Source organism: Paraburkholderia sp. NPDC080076 (assembly GCF_050281145.1).
Classification (GTDB): Bacteria; Pseudomonadota; Gammaproteobacteria; order Burkholderiales; family Burkholderiaceae; genus Paraburkholderia.
In genome coordinates this window covers 752896-766992 of sequence record NZ_JBNNWQ010000004.1, presented here as the reverse complement: position 1 = coordinate 766992, position 14097 = coordinate 752896, and the positions used below count along the sequence as shown (strand labels likewise).

General features: G+C 61.9%; 12 protein-coding genes. 3 read left to right on the top strand and 9 right to left on the bottom strand.

Annotation, left to right across the window (positions count from 1 at the left end; translation table 11 throughout):
* Positions 1 to 70 precede the first annotated feature (70 nt).
* Both ACQKRQ_RS20560 and ACQKRQ_RS20555 read right to left on the bottom strand, forming a co-directional pair.
* On the bottom strand, positions 71 to 265 hold the full coding sequence (locus tag ACQKRQ_RS20560) for a hypothetical protein (RefSeq protein WP_011489640.1): 195 nt from the start codon (positions 263 to 265) through the stop codon (positions 71 to 73).
* Between the two features lie 456 nt (positions 266 to 721).
* The gene (locus ACQKRQ_RS20555; protein WP_427479041.1) at positions 722 to 1291 is read right to left on the bottom strand and encodes a pseudouridine synthase; all 570 of its coding nucleotides are present in this window, start codon (positions 1289 to 1291) and stop codon (positions 722 to 724) included.
* A gap of 315 nt (positions 1292 to 1606) precedes the next feature.
* On the opposite strand from ACQKRQ_RS20555, the gene icd reads away from it, so the two are divergent.
* Positions 1607 to 2863, top strand: coding sequence for an NADP-dependent isocitrate dehydrogenase (gene icd / locus ACQKRQ_RS20550; RefSeq protein WP_012434132.1), 1257 nt, complete (start codon positions 1607 to 1609; stop codon positions 2861 to 2863).
* Positions 2864 to 3211: 348 nt separating this feature from the next.
* Here the strand turns inward: icd and ACQKRQ_RS20545 are convergent, their stop codons facing one another.
* On the bottom strand, positions 3212 to 3418 hold the full coding sequence (locus tag ACQKRQ_RS20545) for a cold-shock protein (RefSeq protein ID WP_007180614.1): 207 nt from the start codon (positions 3416 to 3418) through the stop codon (positions 3212 to 3214).
* Positions 3419 to 3968: 550 nt separating this feature from the next.
* On the opposite strand from ACQKRQ_RS20545, the gene clpS reads away from it, so the two are divergent.
* Together clpS and clpA are read left to right on the top strand one after the other, a co-directional pair.
* Positions 3969 to 4283, top strand: a complete 315-nt coding sequence (gene clpS / locus ACQKRQ_RS20540) for an ATP-dependent Clp protease adapter ClpS (protein WP_006050100.1) — start codon at positions 3969 to 3971, stop codon at positions 4281 to 4283.
* On the top strand, positions 4280 to 6577 hold the full coding sequence (gene clpA, locus ACQKRQ_RS20535) for an ATP-dependent Clp protease ATP-binding subunit ClpA (RefSeq protein ID WP_012434129.1): 2298 nt from the start codon (positions 4280 to 4282) through the stop codon (positions 6575 to 6577). The genes clpS and clpA overlap by 4 nt, the downstream gene beginning before the upstream one ends.
* Positions 6578 to 6700: 123 nt before the next feature.
* Here the strand turns inward: clpA and dut are convergent, their stop codons facing one another.
* From dut to ACQKRQ_RS20505, 6 genes are all read right to left on the bottom strand, one after another.
* Entirely contained in the window at positions 6701 to 7147 is a 447-nt protein-coding gene (gene dut, locus ACQKRQ_RS20530) for a dUTP diphosphatase (RefSeq protein WP_427479037.1), read from the bottom strand.
* Positions 7148 to 7160: 13 nt separating this feature from the next.
* Positions 7161 to 8180, bottom strand: a complete 1020-nt coding sequence (locus tag ACQKRQ_RS20525; RefSeq protein WP_427479035.1) for an LLM class flavin-dependent oxidoreductase — start codon at positions 8178 to 8180, stop codon at positions 7161 to 7163.
* Between the two features lie 74 nt (positions 8181 to 8254).
* Positions 8255 to 9469 carry a bifunctional phosphopantothenoylcysteine decarboxylase/phosphopantothenate--cysteine ligase CoaBC gene (gene coaBC / locus ACQKRQ_RS20520; protein WP_427479033.1) on the bottom strand — a complete coding sequence of 405 codons (1215 nt, stop codon included), beginning with the start codon at positions 9467 to 9469 and terminating at the stop codon, positions 8255 to 8257.
* Positions 9470 to 9569: 100 nt separating this feature from the next.
* Positions 9570 to 10088: a signal peptidase II gene (gene lspA, locus ACQKRQ_RS20515; RefSeq protein WP_132373384.1), complete on the bottom strand. Its 519-nt coding sequence runs from the start codon at positions 10086 to 10088 to the stop codon at positions 9570 to 9572.
* Positions 10088 to 12925: an isoleucine--tRNA ligase gene (gene ileS / locus ACQKRQ_RS20510; RefSeq protein WP_427479030.1), complete on the bottom strand. Its 2838-nt coding sequence runs from the start codon at positions 12923 to 12925 to the stop codon at positions 10088 to 10090. Before ileS ends, lspA begins: the two co-directional genes overlap by 1 nt.
* A gap of 171 nt (positions 12926 to 13096) precedes the next feature.
* A complete protein-coding gene (locus ACQKRQ_RS20505; RefSeq protein WP_408179796.1) occupies positions 13097 to 14092 on the bottom strand; it encodes a bifunctional riboflavin kinase/FAD synthetase in 996 nt (331 codons plus the stop codon).
* Positions 14093 to 14097 lie beyond the last annotated feature (5 nt).

Sequence of the window (14097 nt, the reverse complement as noted above, 5' to 3'; positions counted from 1 at the left end):
CGGTGATCTGCCTTTCAACGCCGTAAGAACGGCAATGAAGCTAGTTCTTGACTGCGTTTTTACAACAAACTTACTCCGAAGCGCCCGAAGCTGCAGCAGCTGCTGCTGCCTTCTTGTGCGACTTCTTGTGAGCGTGCTTCGTGGTCTTCTTTGCCGACGAAGCTGCTGCTGCCGGAGCTGCCGAAGCTGCTGCCGGTGCCGAAGCTTGTGCGAATGCTGCCGTTGCGAAGAGACCAGCGACCAGAGCGGCGATCAGTTTGTTCATTTTGTGAATCCTCAGCTTTAGTTAATTAACCAAATGACCCGGTTATATATGGAGTCATGTCGGTAAACGTGCCATCCACCTTTCGGTTGACAGCCGCATCGACAAATTTTTCGACACGTCTGCTTTAGCGCTCAGACTCCCTGCACTGACCGCAAGAGCGGCTTGCACAAAGGCCCTTAAGGCTGAATGCCGGATAGCTTCGGGCGGCATCTGCGTCGAATAACGCCTGAGCTCATGCACCGGTTGACGTGAATTTCGTGGAAATTTATATGTGGCTGCGTTGATGCGAATGAGAGGCGGCAGCGTACGCATGCATGCAATTGTTTCACGCGTTTTTCACCGTAGTTTCACGCGCTCTTTTGTTTGCTGATACAACGAGTTAGCTTATTTTTTCAGCAGCGTGAAGTGCGAGCGTGTTGCGGATTCCGTTATCAGTCGATGCCTGCGTGCAGATGATCAGGCGATGCCTTCCCACGGCGCCTTCGGTGGCAATTCGACGCTCTCTCCCGGTTGCAGCCCGAGCGAAAATATGTCGAGCGCGCCGATGCCGACGCGCACCAATCGCAGCGTCGGGAACCCCACCGCGGCAGTCATGCGACGCACCTGGCGGTTCTTGCCTTCGGTGATCGACAGCTCGATCCAGGTGGTCGGTATCGCGGCGCGGTAGCGAATCGGCGGCGTGCGTGTCCAGAGCGCGTCGGTCGGCTCGACGTATTCCGCGCGGCATGGCCGCGTCACGTAATCACCGAGATCGACGCCACGTGCGAGTTTCTTCAGCGTGGCCACGTCGACCGCGCCTTCCACTTGCGCCCAATAACGTTTGACAAGCTTGTGACGCGGCTCGGCGATGCGCGCTTGCAATGCGCCGTCGTCGGTGAGAAGCAGCAGGCCTTCGCTATCGGAATCGAGCCGGCCCGCCGGATACACGTTGGGCACCTTGACCCAGTCGGCCAGCGACGCCCGCGTCTCGTGCGGCGAGAACTGACAGATGGTGCCGAACGGTTTGTTCAGAGCGAGAAGGCGCATAGGGAGTGGAGAGTGAGTCGCGCAGCGCCGCCGGTCTCCAGGAGACGCCGGACCAAGAGTAAATGGCGGGATAATAAAGCATATTGCGTGGCGACAGGCTCCATGTCTTGTATAAGACATAAGACTTATTGCCTCGCGGATTTGCGTTTCGTCCATGTTGGAAAACCCCGAGCCGTTGCCGCCTCGGGGCGGCGGCCGTGTGGGCTAGAATAGCGGCCAGGCCGCTTGCAGTCGTCCGGCATTGCGCGTAGCGAGGAGCGCCCCATTTCGCAGTCTCCCCATCAGCTTTCAGCACAGCCTTCACTGGAGTCGATCATGCCGTATCAGCACATCAAGGTTCCGACCGGTGGTGACAAGATCACCGTCAACGCCGATTTCTCGCTCAACGTGTCCGATCAGCCGATCATTCCGTATATCGAAGGCGACGGTACCGGTCTCGACATCACGCCGGTCATGATCAAAGTGGTGGATGCCGCGGTCGAAAAAGCGTACGCGGGCAAGAAGAAAATCCACTGGATGGAAATCTACGCTGGCGAAAAGTCGACCAAGGTGTACGGCCCGGACGTATGGCTGCCGGAAGAGACGCTGCAGGTGCTCAAGGAATACGTCGTATCGATCAAGGGCCCGCTCACCACGCCGGTCGGCGGCGGCATCCGTTCGCTGAACGTCGCGCTGCGCCAGGAGTTGGACCTCTACGTGTGTTTGCGTCCGGTGCAGTATTTCAAGGGTGTGCCTTCGCCGGTGCGTGAGCCGGAGAAGACCAACATGGTGATCTTCCGCGAGAACTCGGAAGACATCTACGCCGGTATCGAATGGCCGGCTGAATCAGAGCAGGCGAAGAAGGTCATCAAGTTCCTGCGCGAAGAGATGGGCGTGAAGAAAATCCGCTTCCCGGATACGTCGGGGATCGGCATCAAGCCGGTGTCGCGTGAGGGCACGGAGCGTCTGGTGCGCAAAGCGATCCAGTACGCGATCGACAACGAACGCCGCTCGGTTACGCTGGTGCACAAGGGCAACATCATGAAGTTCACCGAAGGCGCGTTCCGCGACTACGGTTATGCGCTGGCGCAAAAGGAATTCGCCGCGGAACTGATCGACGGCGGCCCGTGGATGAAGATCAAGAATCCAAAGACCGGTGGCGACATCGTCCTGAAGGATGTGATCGCCGACGCGTTCCTGCAGCAGATCCTGCTGCGTCCGGCCGAATACGACGTGATCGCCACGCTCAACCTGAACGGCGACTATGTGTCGGACGCGTTGGCTGCGCAGGTCGGCGGTATCGGTATCGCGCCGGGCGCGAACATGTCGGATTCGGTCGCGATGTTCGAAGCCACGCACGGCACCGCACCCAAGTACGCCGGCAAGGACTACGTGAACCCGGGTTCGGAAATTCTCTCGGCGGAAATGATGCTGCGCCATCTCGGCTGGACCGAGGCGGCGGATCTGATCATCAAGTCGATGGAAAAGTCGATTCTGCAAAAACGCGTCACGTACGACTTCGCGCGTTTGATGGAAGGCGCGACGCAGGTGTCGTGTTCGGGCTTCGGCCAGGTGCTGATCGAGAATATGTGAGCGGTTCGCGTTGAATTGGCGTAGGTCGTATCTGCAACCCCGGCGCTGAGAGGCGGCCGGGGTTGTTTGTTTTCTGGCGCGTGGGACGTCGCGCGATTAGATATTCGCGATGCTGCAAAAAGCGTTACTGGCACCTGTCATACAGTTGCCTATATTTCGCTCCGTGCTTGCCCCTGATCAGTGCAAAAAACTGGAGGTCGGCCATCATCGCAAAAGCGGAAGTGGACAGCAGGCCGAAACGCTACCCGATATGTGGGACGTGCATGCAATAAGCACGACTGGAAGCCGACGTCCAAAAAAAGAAACCCGGCACGAAGCCGGGTTTCAAAGGACGGGTATCGACCAGTATCAGGCAGGTGCCTGGATGTTCGATGCCTGTTTGCCTTTCGGGCCTTGCACGACCTCGAAGGTTACCTTTTGGCCTTCCTTGAGGGTTTTGAACCCATTCATCTGGATGGCCGAGAAGTGTGCAAACAGATCCTCACCACCTTCATCAGGCGTGATGAATCCGAAACCTTTTGCGTCATTGAACCATTTGACCGTACCAGTTGCCATTCCAACTTCCCCTGTAACTCATGTCACTACCACGAGCCCTCGAAAAGCTCGACGACCGCGCGATGCAGCCGCTCCCTCCTCACAAGCTCACCATCGGCATTTTTTCGAAATTATGGCGCAGTGAAAAAAGTGCCAGCTTGATTGTTGAGGCTCTTTATTCGGGTGTCAAGAAAATTTTGAGACGTAGTTGTGGCGTTGCAAACAGGCACTTTCCAGGGTTTTTCCCGCTTTCGTTATGTGCGGTTGCGCAAGCGGGCCGTCTTGAAAAGTCGCATAATCGACTCACATGCTGTTCTGCGGGTCGCACCGCCGGCGACAAGGCCGGGCGAGCCGTCAGCCAGCTACGGCAGGTTGTGCGATACTCGATCCGACTGCGGTGCAACACGACCGCAAGGCATCACAGGATAGGGGCCGGCTCCGCAATCGGCTCGTCGATTTAACGCACGCATGGCGGGGAATCACCCATCAAGCGGTAGCGAACGGGCTCACCGGCCGGTCGGCCGGGTTTTGACAGGATTGCGGGCCTGTCCTAGTTGTTTAGAATGGGTGTATGGCGATTATCCCGGACAAGCAGGACGGCACCGTACTGGAGCGGCAGGAGAAGAAGCTCAAGCCGCCATCCATGTACAAGGTGGTGCTGCTGAATGACGACTTCACGCCAATGGAATTTGTCGTGATGATCGTGCAGGAATATTTCAATAAAGATCGTGAAACCGCAACACAGGTAATGTTGAAGGTGCATCGCGAGGGCAGGGGAGTTTGTGGGGTCTATACGCGGGACATCGCGTCGACCAAAGTCGAGCAAGTCGTTACCCACGCACGGCAGGCCGGGCATCCGCTGCAGTGTGTGATGGAGGAAGCATGATTGCCCAGGAACTGGAAGTCAGCCTGCACATGGCGTTCATGGAAGCACGCCAGGCGCGGCACGAGTTCATAACGGTCGAACACCTTTTGCTGGCCCTGTTGGACAATCCGACAGCGGCGGAGGTGTTGCGTGCATGCGCGGCCAATATCGAGGATCTGCGCCAGAACCTGCGCAACTTCATTCATGACAACACGCCGACCGTGCCTGGCACGGACGACGTCGACACGCAGCCCACGCTGGGTTTCCAGCGTGTGATCCAGCGCGCGATCATGCATGTGCAGTCCACCTCGAATGGCAAGAAGGAAGTGACCGGCGCGAACGTGCTGGTTGCGATCTTCGGCGAGAAGGATTCGCACGCGGTGTACTACCTGCAACAGCAGGGCGTCACGCGTCTGGACGTGGTGAATTTCATCTCGCATGGCATCGCCAAGACGAGCAGCACGGACGCCGCGAAAGCGAGCGACGCGAATGCCGAGTCCGACGAAGCCGCCGCGCAGAAGGAAACCCCGCTGGCGCAGTTCACCCAGAACCTGAACCAGATGGCGAAAGATGGCCGCATCGATCCGCTGATCGGACGCGAGTCGGAAGTCGAGCGTGTGGTGCAGGTGCTGTGCCGCCGCCGCAAGAACAATCCGCTGCTAGTCGGTGAGGCCGGCGTCGGCAAGACGGCGATCGCCGAAGGTCTCGCGTGGCGCATTACGCGCGGCGAAGTGCCGGACATTCTCGCGGATGCGCAGGTGTATTCGCTCGACATGGGCGCGCTGCTCGCCGGCACCAAGTATCGCGGCGACTTCGAACAGCGCCTGAAGACGGTCCTCAAAGAATTGAAGGAACGTCCGCACGCAATCCTGTTCATCGACGAAATTCATACGCTGATCGGCGCAGGCGCTGCGTCGGGCGGCACGCTGGACGCGTCGAACCTGCTCAAGCCGGCGTTGTCGTCGGGCACTTTGAAGTGCATCGGTGCGACCACGTTCACGGAATATCGCGGCATCTTCGAAAAGGACGCGGCATTGTCGCGCCGTTTCCAGAAGGTCGACGTGACCGAGCCGACCGTCGAACAGACGGTGGCGATCCTGCGTGGCCTGAAGTCGCGTTTCGAAGAGCACCACGGCGTGAAGTATTCGTCGGGCGCGCTGTCGGCGGCGGCTGAGTTGTCGGCACGCTTCATCACGGATCGTCATCTGCCGGACAAGGCGATCGACGTGATCGACGAAGCGGGCGCGGCGCAACGCATCCTGCCGAAGTCGAAGCAGAAGAAGACCATCGGCAAGAACGAGATCGAGGAAATCATCTCGAAGATCGCCCGCGTCCCGCCGCAAAGCGTGTCGCAAGACGATCGCAGCAAGCTGCAAACGCTGGATCGCGATCTGAAGAGCGTGGTGTTCGGGCAAGACCCGGCAATCGACGCGCTGTCGGCCGCGATCAAGATGGCGCGTGCGGGTCTCGGCAAGCTGGACAAGCCGATCGGCGCGTTCCTGTTCTCCGGCCCTACGGGCGTCGGCAAGACCGAAGTGGCGAAGCAACTGGCGTTCACACTGGGCATCGAGCTGATTCGCTTCGACATGTCGGAATACATGGAGCGTCACGCGGTCAGCCGTTTGATCGGCGCGCCGCCGGGCTATGTCGGTTTCGACCAGGGCGGTCTGCTGACCGAAGCTGTCACGAAGAAGCCGCATTGCGTGCTGCTGCTCGACGAAATCGAGAAAGCGCATCCGGACATCTACAACGTGCTGCTGCAGGTGATGGACCACGGCACGCTGACGGACAACAACGGCCGCAAGGCGGATTTCCGCAACGTCATCATCATCATGACGACGAACGCGGGCGCCGAGGCGATGGGCAAGTCGGTGATCGGCTTCACGAATCGTCGCGAAACCGGCGACGAAATGGTCGACATCAAGCGCATGTTCACGCCGGAGTTCCGTAATCGTCTGGACGCAACGATCAGCTTCCGCTCGCTCGATGAGGAAATCATCATGCGCGTGGTCGACAAGTTCCTGATGCAGCTGGAAGATCAGTTGCACGAGAAGAAGGTCGATGCGCTCTTCACCGACGCGCTGCGCAAGCATCTCGCCAAGCACGGTTTCGATCCGTTGATGGGCGCGCGGCCGATGCAGCGTCTGATCCAGGACACGATCCGTCGTGCACTGGCCGACGAGTTGCTGTTCGGCAAGCTGATGAACGGCGGCCGCGTCTCGGTCGATGTGGATGCGGAAGACAAGGTGCAGTTGACCTTCGACGAGCATCCGGCGCCGCGTAATCCGAATCCGGAAGCGGTGGAAATCGAGTAAAGTTCGAATCGGCATCAAAAAGCAGAACGGCGCGGGTTTAACCCCGCGCCGTTTTCTTTTGTGCGCTCGTTTTTGCTTCGATCCACGCTCGTTACAGTCGGTAGACCGAAGCAATCGAATCGATCAATGCTTGCCCGTGCTGCCGAATCCGCCGGCGCCGCGCTCGCTGGTTTCGAAGTCGTCGACCATATTGAACTCCGCTTGCACGACCGGCACGATCACCAGTTGCGCGAGGCGTTCCATCGGATTCAGCACGAACGTGGTCTCGCCGCGGTTCCACGTCGAAATCATCAGTTGACCTTGGTAATCCGAATCGATCAGCCCGACCAGATTGCCCAGCACGATGCCGTGCTTATGCCCCAGTCCCGAGCGCGGCAGAATCAGCGCGGCATAGCCCGGATCGCCGACGTGAATCGCCAGACCCGTCGGCACCAAAGCGGTTTCGCCGGGTTTCAAGGTCAACGGTTCGTCGAGGCACGCGCGCAGGTCGAGGCCCGCGCTGCCGTTGGTGGCGTAAGCCGGGAGCTGCTCGCGCATGCGCGCGTCGAGGATCTTGAGGTCGAGTTTCATGCAGATTCGAAGGTTAAGAAGTGGAGGCCGGGCGTTCGAGCTGGAACGCTTCGGCGAGAAGTTCATAGGAGCGCAAACGGGCGCGGTAGCTGCCCGCAACGGTGAGCACGATCAGTTCGTCGGCCTCGAACTGTTCCTGCAAGGCATGCAGCCGCTCGGTGACGGTTTCCGGCGTGCCGATGATGCTGCGCGGCTTCTCGCGATCGATCACCAGACGCTCGCGCTCGCCGTATTCCTGCGCGACGCCCTGTTCGATCGTCGGGATCGGTTCGTTCAGGCCATAGGCCATTTGCACGCGGCGCAGATCGACGGCTTTCTCCAGATCCGCCGCTTCCTGTTCGGTGTCGGCGCAAATCACGAACACGGCGGCCGCCAGATACGGTTGCTGCATGTCCTGGCCGGCCTTGAAGCGCTCACGATACGCATGCGCGACCTGGTGCCCGAAATGCGCGTTGATGAAGTGCGCAAACGCAAAAGGAATGCCGAGTTGCGCCGCCAGCAAGCCGCCGAATTCGCTCGACCCGAGCATCCACAGTTGCGGACGCGTATCGATTTGCGGCTGCAGCAGCACGCCGCTCGCGATGTGATCGGCGGGCAAGGTGCCGTGCATCAGACCGAGCAGATCGGCCACCTGCTGCGGAAAGATATCGCCGCGATTGTAGTCGCCGGCAGCGACTGCTTGCGCCGTGCGCATGTCGCCACCCGGCGCGCGTCCCACGCCCAGATCGATGCGATTGGGGAACAGCGCTTCGAGCATCATGAATTGCTCGGCGACCTTGAACGGGCTGTAGTACGGCAGCATCACGCCGCCGGAGCCCAGTCGAATGTGTTGGGTCACGCTGCCGAGCCGCGCGAGCATCACCTCGGGGCAGGGATTCGACACGCCGCGCAGCCCGTGATGCTCGGCGCACCAGTAACGCGTATAGCCGAGGTCGTCGGCGAGCTGCGCGAGTTCGACCGTGGCGGCAATCGCGTCCGCCACCGAGTGCTCGGCGATCACCGGCGTTTGATCGAGTACGGATAGTCGCGTCATGGCAGTACCGCTCCAGTTGATTCCATTCGCTAGTGCGACGCGTGGCGACTGCGCTGACGCGTCGCGCGCATGGCTCAGCGAATCAGACTTGTGTCGGGCAGACGCCTGGCGATCTCCGCGATCAGAGCGCGCGCGAGCGTCTGCTTGTCGGCGCGTGGCAGCTTCGTCGCGCCGCCTGCTTCGAACAGGATCACTTCGTTGTCGTCGAGGCCGAAAGTCAGTGGGCCGAGATTGCCGATCAGAAGCGGCACATTTTTGCGCACGCGCTTTTCTTCGCCGTGAACTTCCAGATCGCCGCTTTCGGCGGCGAAGCCGACCACGAACGGCGGATGCGGCAGTTTCGCCACCGAGGCCAGAATGTCCGGATTTTCGACGAAGGTGAAGCTCGGCAGCGCGCGCTCGGCGGTCTTCTTGATCTTGTGCTCGCTGGCGTGATCGACGCGCCAGTCGGCCACCGCGGCCACGCCGATGAAAATGTCGGCGTCCGCGACCGAGCGCATCACCGCGTCATGCATTTGCTGCGCGGTTTGCACGTCCTGGCGGAATACGCCCCACGGCGTCTCCAGTGCGACGGGGCCGGCGATCAGGTGGACTTCGGCGCCGGCCTGTTGCGCGGCGCGCGCCAGCGCGAATCCCATCTTGCCGCTGGAGCGATTGGTGATGCCGCGTACCGGATCGAGCGGCTCGAACGTCGGCCCGGCGGTCAGCAGCACGCGCTTGCCGGCGAGGATTTTCGGCGAGAAGAACGAGGCGATCGCTTCGTAAGTGGCCGCGGCTTCGAGCATGCGGCCGTCGCCGACTTCGCCGCACGCTTGCGGACCCGAATCGGGTCCGAGCACTTCGATGCCGTCCGCGCGCAATTGCGCGACGTTGCGCTGCGTCGCCGGGTTCTGCCACATTTGCCGGTTCATGGCCGGCACGACCAGCAGCGGACAATCGCGGGCGACGCACAGCGTCGACAGGAGGTCGTCGGCCATGCCGTGCGCGAGTTTGGCGAGGAAATCGGTGGAGGCGGGCGCGATCACGATCGCATCCGCTTCACGCGACAGGTCGATGTGCGCCATGTTGTTCGGCACGCGCCCGTCCCACTGGCTCATGTAGACCGGACGGCCCGAGAGCGCCTGCATGGTGACGGGGGTGATGAATTGCGTGGCCGCTTCGGTCATGACGACCTGCACGGTCGCGCCGGCCTTGGTCAGCAGACGCGTGAGTTCGGCGATCTTGTAGCAGGCAATGCCGCCCGTCATGCCGAGGACGAGGTGTTTTCCTGCGAGTTCTGCGGTTGCCAACGAAAGCCTCCGACTAAGCGTGGTGGCGGGCAGCGAGGCGTTGCGTCCCCGCCGCCATGTCTTTCAAAGCGTACTGGTGCGCAAACGCCAGCGCGCGCGGTCAGCGCGAGCCGCGCACGCGCCGCAGTTCGTCGAGCACGAGCAGCACCGCGCCGATCGTGATCGCGCTGTCGGCGAGATTGAACGCCGGCCAGTGCCACGTGCGCACGTGGAAATCGAGGAAGTCGATCACGTGGCCATACGCGAGCCGGTCGATCACGTTGCCGAGCGCGCCACCGAGAATCAGTGCGAGCGCCGTGCAGAACATTTTCTGCCCGCCGTGGCGCTTGAGCAGGTAGCAGATCACCAACGCGGCCACGACGCCGAGCGCGGTGAACGCCCAGCGTTGCCAGCCGCCCGCCATCGCGAGAAAACTGAATGCCGCACCGCGGTTGTACACGAGGATCAGGTTGAAAAACGACGTGACCTCATGCGCGACACCGTAGGCGAACACTTTCTGGACCGCGATTTTCGTCAACTGATCGAACAGGATGACGATCAACGCGACGCCGAGCCAGGGCGCCAGCGAACCGTTTGCAGCAGATGTTTTCGGCGCGGTTTTCGACATGGTTCTCGCCATTATGCCGCGCTCCTGATTTCACCGTTGCCGAACAGATTGCTGAAGCAGCGGCCGCACAGCGTGGGGTGTTCGGCATTCGCGCCGACGTCCGCGCGGTAGTGCCAGCAGCGTTCGCACTTCAGATACTTCGAGGCGATGACTTCGACGCCTTCTTCCGCTTCGCTGTCGACCTTCACGACGCTCGCCGCCGACGTGATCAGCACGAACTTCAGATCGTCGCCGAGGCTCGTGAGCGCGTCATAGCGCGCGCCGCTCGCGCGGATTTCGACTTCCGCCTGCAAGGACGAGCCGATCAGGTTCGCCACGCGCGCTTCTTCCAGCGCCTTGGTCACGTCGCTGCGCGCGGCGCGCAGGAGCGTCCATTTGTCGAGTAGCACGCCGGCTTCGGGCACGGCCGGGAATGCGTGATACGTCTCAGTGAAGATCGTCTCGCTGTTCGGCTGGAAGATCTTCCACGCTTCTTCGGCGGTGAACGACAGGAACGGCGCCATCAGACGCAGCAGGCCGTGCGCGATGTGATACAGCGCGGTCTGCGCCGAACGGCGAGCGACGGAGTCCGCCGCGGTCGTGTACAGACGGTCTTTCAGCACGTCCAGATAGAAGCCGCCGAGGTCTTCCGAGCAGAACGTCTGCAGCTTGGCGACCACCGGGTGGAATTCGTACTTGTCGTAGTGCGAGAGGATGTCGTTTTGCAGATTCGCCGACAGCGCCACCGCATAGCGGTCGATCTCGAGCCAGTCTTCGACCGGACGCGCGTGCTGCGCGAAGTCGAAGTCCGACAGGTTCGCGAGCAGGAAGCGCAGCGTGTTGCGGATACGGCGATAGCCTTCCGTCACGCGCTTCAGGATTTCTTCCGAGATCGCCAGCTCGCCCGAATAGTCGGTCGACGCGATCCACAGGCGGATGATTTCCGCGCCGAGGCGGTTCGCCACTTCGTGCGGATCGATGCCGTTGCCGAGCGACTTGCTCATCTTGCGGCCTTCGCCGTCCACGGTGAAGCCGTGCGTGAGCAGCGCGTTATACGGCGGACGGCCGTCGAGCATCGACGCGGTCAGCAGCGACGAGTGGAACCAGCCGCGGTGCTGGTCCGAGCCTTCCAGATACAGGTCGGCCGGGAATTGCAGTTCGTCTTTGTGCGAGCCGCGCAACACGTGCCAGTGCGTGGTGCCCGAGTCGAACCACACGTCCAGCGTGTCGCGATTCTTTTCGTACATGTTGGCGTCGTCGCCGATCAGTTCGCGCGGGTCGAGGGTTTGCCAGGCTTCGATGCCGGCCTTCTCGACGCGTTGCGCGACTTCTTCGAGCAACTCCAGCGTACGCGGATGCAGCTCGCCGGTTTCCTTGTGCACGAAGAACGCCATCGGCACGCCCCATTGGCGTTGACGCGACAGCGTCCAGTCCGGGCGGTTGGCGATCATGCTGAACAGGCGCTGCTTGCCCCACGCCGGATAGAAGGCGGTGTTTTCGATGCCTTCGAGCGCGGTCTCACGCAGCGTCTTGTCGGTGTCGTTCGGCTGCACGTCCATGCCGGCGAACCATTGCGACGTCGCGCGGTAGATGATCGGCGTCTTGTGGCGCCAGCAGTGCATGTAGCTGTGCGTGTACTTCTCGGTGCGCATCAGCGAGCCGGCGCCTTGCAGCGCTTCGACGATCTGCGGGTTGGCCGCCCAGATCGACAGCCCGCCGAACAGCGCGAGTGATTCGATATAACGGCCGTCGCCCATCACCGGATTGATGATGTCCGAGTCCGCCATGCCGTGCGCCTTGCACGACACGAAGTCTTCCACGCCGTACGCCGGCGACGAGTGCACGATACCCGTACCCGTTTCGGTCGTCACATAGTCGCCGAGATACACCGGCGCCGTGCGCTTGTAACCCGGATGCGCGGACGCGAGCGGGTGGTTGAAGCGCAGGTTGACGAGCTTGGCGCCCGGCGTGGTGGCGACGATCGTGCCTTCCAGGCCGTACAGCTTCAGGCAGGCTTCAACACGCTCTTCGGCGAGGATCAGCAGGCCGCGCGGCGTGTCGACCAGCGCGTAGACGATTTCCGGATGCAGGTTCAGCGCCTGGTTGGCGGGGATGGTCCACGGCGTGGTGGTCCAGATTACGATGCCGCCTTCGTTGCGCGGCAGCGCATTCAGACCGAACGCTTGCGCGGTCTTTTCCGGTTCGGCGAAGCTGAACAGTACGTCGATGGTCGGATCGGTCTTGTCCTTGTATTCGACTTCCGCTTCGGCCAACGCCGAGCCGCAGTCGAAACACCAGTTCACCGGCTTCAGGCCGCGGAACACGTAGCCTTTTTCCATGATCTTCGCGAGCGCGCGGATTTCGCCGGCTTCGTTCGTGAAGTTCATGGTCTTGTACGGGTTGTCCCAGTCGCCGAGCACGCCCAGCCGGCGGAAACCGACCTTCTGCTTCTCGATCTGCTCGGTTGCGTAGGCGCGCGCCTTCTGCATGACTTCGGCGGCCGGCAGCGACTTGCCGAACTGTTTTTCGATCTGGATTTCGATCGGCATGCCGTGGCAATCCCAGCCCGGCACGTAGACCGCGTCGAAGCCCGCCAGATTGCGCGCCTTGACGATCATGTCCTTCAGGATCTTGTTCACCGCGTGGCCGAGGTGGATGTCACCATTCGCATACGGCGGGCCGTCGTGCAGGATGAACTTCTTGCGGCCCTTGGAGGCGGCGCGGATCTTCTCGTAGACCTTACGTTCCTGCCATTCCTTGACCCATTGCGGCTCGCGCTTGGGCAAGTCGCCGCGCATCGGGAACGGCGTGTCGAGCAGGTTGACCGGGTAGCGTGACTGCGGTTTCGAATCGGCTTTCTTGTTGCTCATGATGAGGTCGCGGTGAATTCTTTCTATGCGCAGCAGGGCGCGGAATGCGCACGATGCGCGAGGGCGTTGGGCGCGCCCGGCAGGCATGTCGCGTGATCCACGGACGCCTTTCGATGCGCGCGGCGAGGGTCCACACACGCGGCGCCTGAGCGCCTGCACGGACCACGGCGGTTATCTAATTCGATCAGTGGCCGAGGTGGAGAAGCCGGTGGAGCGGCTGCCCGGCGTGTCGGCGCCGACGGCCGCGAACCACGCGCGCGCGTTGACGACGTCGCGCTTGATGGCGGCGGTTAGCGTTTCGAGGTCGACGTACTTTTCCTCGTCGCGCAGCTTCTTCAGGAATTCGACGCGCACGAGTTTGCCATACGCGTCGCCGTGCCAGTCGAGCAGGTGAACTTCGAGCAGCACGCGGCCGGAATCATCCACCGTGGGGCGCAGGCCGAGGCTCGCGACGCCCGGCAGCGGTTCGTCCGCCACGCCGTGCACGCGCACCACGAAAATGCCCGCGAGCGCCGGACGCTTGTGGGCGATCGGCAGATTGAGCGTGGGAAAACCGAGATCGCGGCCGAGCTTCATGCCGTGCACGACATGGCCGCTGATCAGATAGTCGCGGCCCAGCGCGGCGCGCGCCGAGTCGAGGTCGCCCGCCACCAGCGCGGCGCGCACGCCCGAGCTGGAAATGCGCGCGCCCGACGGATCGGCGACGGTGGCCATCTGCTCGACTTCGAAACCGTATTGCTGCCCCGCGGCCTTGAGCGATCCGAAGTCGCCCGCGCGCTTCGCGCCGTAGCGGAAGTCGTCGCCGATCATGACCCAGCGCGCGTGCAGCCCGTTGACGATGATCCGTTCGACGAACGTGTCCGGCGACTGGCTCGCGAACGTGTGGTTGAAGTGCTCGACCACCACCCGGTCGACGCCGTTGGTGCGCAGCGCCTCGAGCTTGTCGCGCAGCATGGCGATACGCGGCGGCGCGCCCGCCGGGTTGAAGAACTCGCGCGGGTGCGGCTCGAAGGTCATCACGCAGACGGGCAGGCCGCGTGCATCGGCGGCGGCGCGCACGTGGGCGAGCAACGCCTGATGGCCGCGGTGGACACCGTCGAAGTTGCCGATGGTCAGTGCGCAAGGCGCACGGCTTTCAGCATTGGGAAGACCGCGGAAGACTCTCACGATAG

Bases quoted from the DNA above. Each gene is read 5' to 3' on its own strand.
- ACQKRQ_RS20560 (WP_011489640.1), bottom strand. From the start codon at position 265: ATGAACAAACTGATCGCCGCTCTGGTCGCTGGTCTCTTCGCAACGGCA.
- ACQKRQ_RS20555 (WP_427479041.1), bottom strand. From the start codon at position 1,291: ATGCGCCTTCTCGCTCTGAACAAACCGTTCGGCACCATCTGTCAGTTC.
- icd (WP_012434132.1), top strand. From the start codon at position 1,607: ATGCCGTATCAGCACATCAAGGTTCCGACCGGTGGTGACAAGATCACC.
- ACQKRQ_RS20545 (WP_007180614.1), bottom strand. From the start codon at position 3,418: ATGGCAACTGGTACGGTCAAATGGTTCAATGACGCAAAAGGTTTCGGA.
- clpS (WP_006050100.1), top strand. From the start codon at position 3,969: ATGGCGATTATCCCGGACAAGCAGGACGGCACCGTACTGGAGCGGCAG.
- clpA (WP_012434129.1), top strand. From the start codon at position 4,280: ATGATTGCCCAGGAACTGGAAGTCAGCCTGCACATGGCGTTCATGGAA.
- dut (WP_427479037.1), bottom strand. From the start codon at position 7,147: ATGAAACTCGACCTCAAGATCCTCGACGCGCGCATGCGCGAGCAGCTC.
- ACQKRQ_RS20525 (WP_427479035.1), bottom strand. From the start codon at position 8,180: ATGACGCGACTATCCGTACTCGATCAAACGCCGGTGATCGCCGAGCAC.
- lspA (WP_132373384.1), bottom strand. From the start codon at position 10,088: ATGGCGAGAACCATGTCGAAAACCGCGCCGAAAACATCTGCTGCAAAC.
- ileS (WP_427479030.1), bottom strand. From the start codon at position 12,925: ATGAGCAACAAGAAAGCCGATTCGAAACCGCAGTCACGCTACCCGGTC.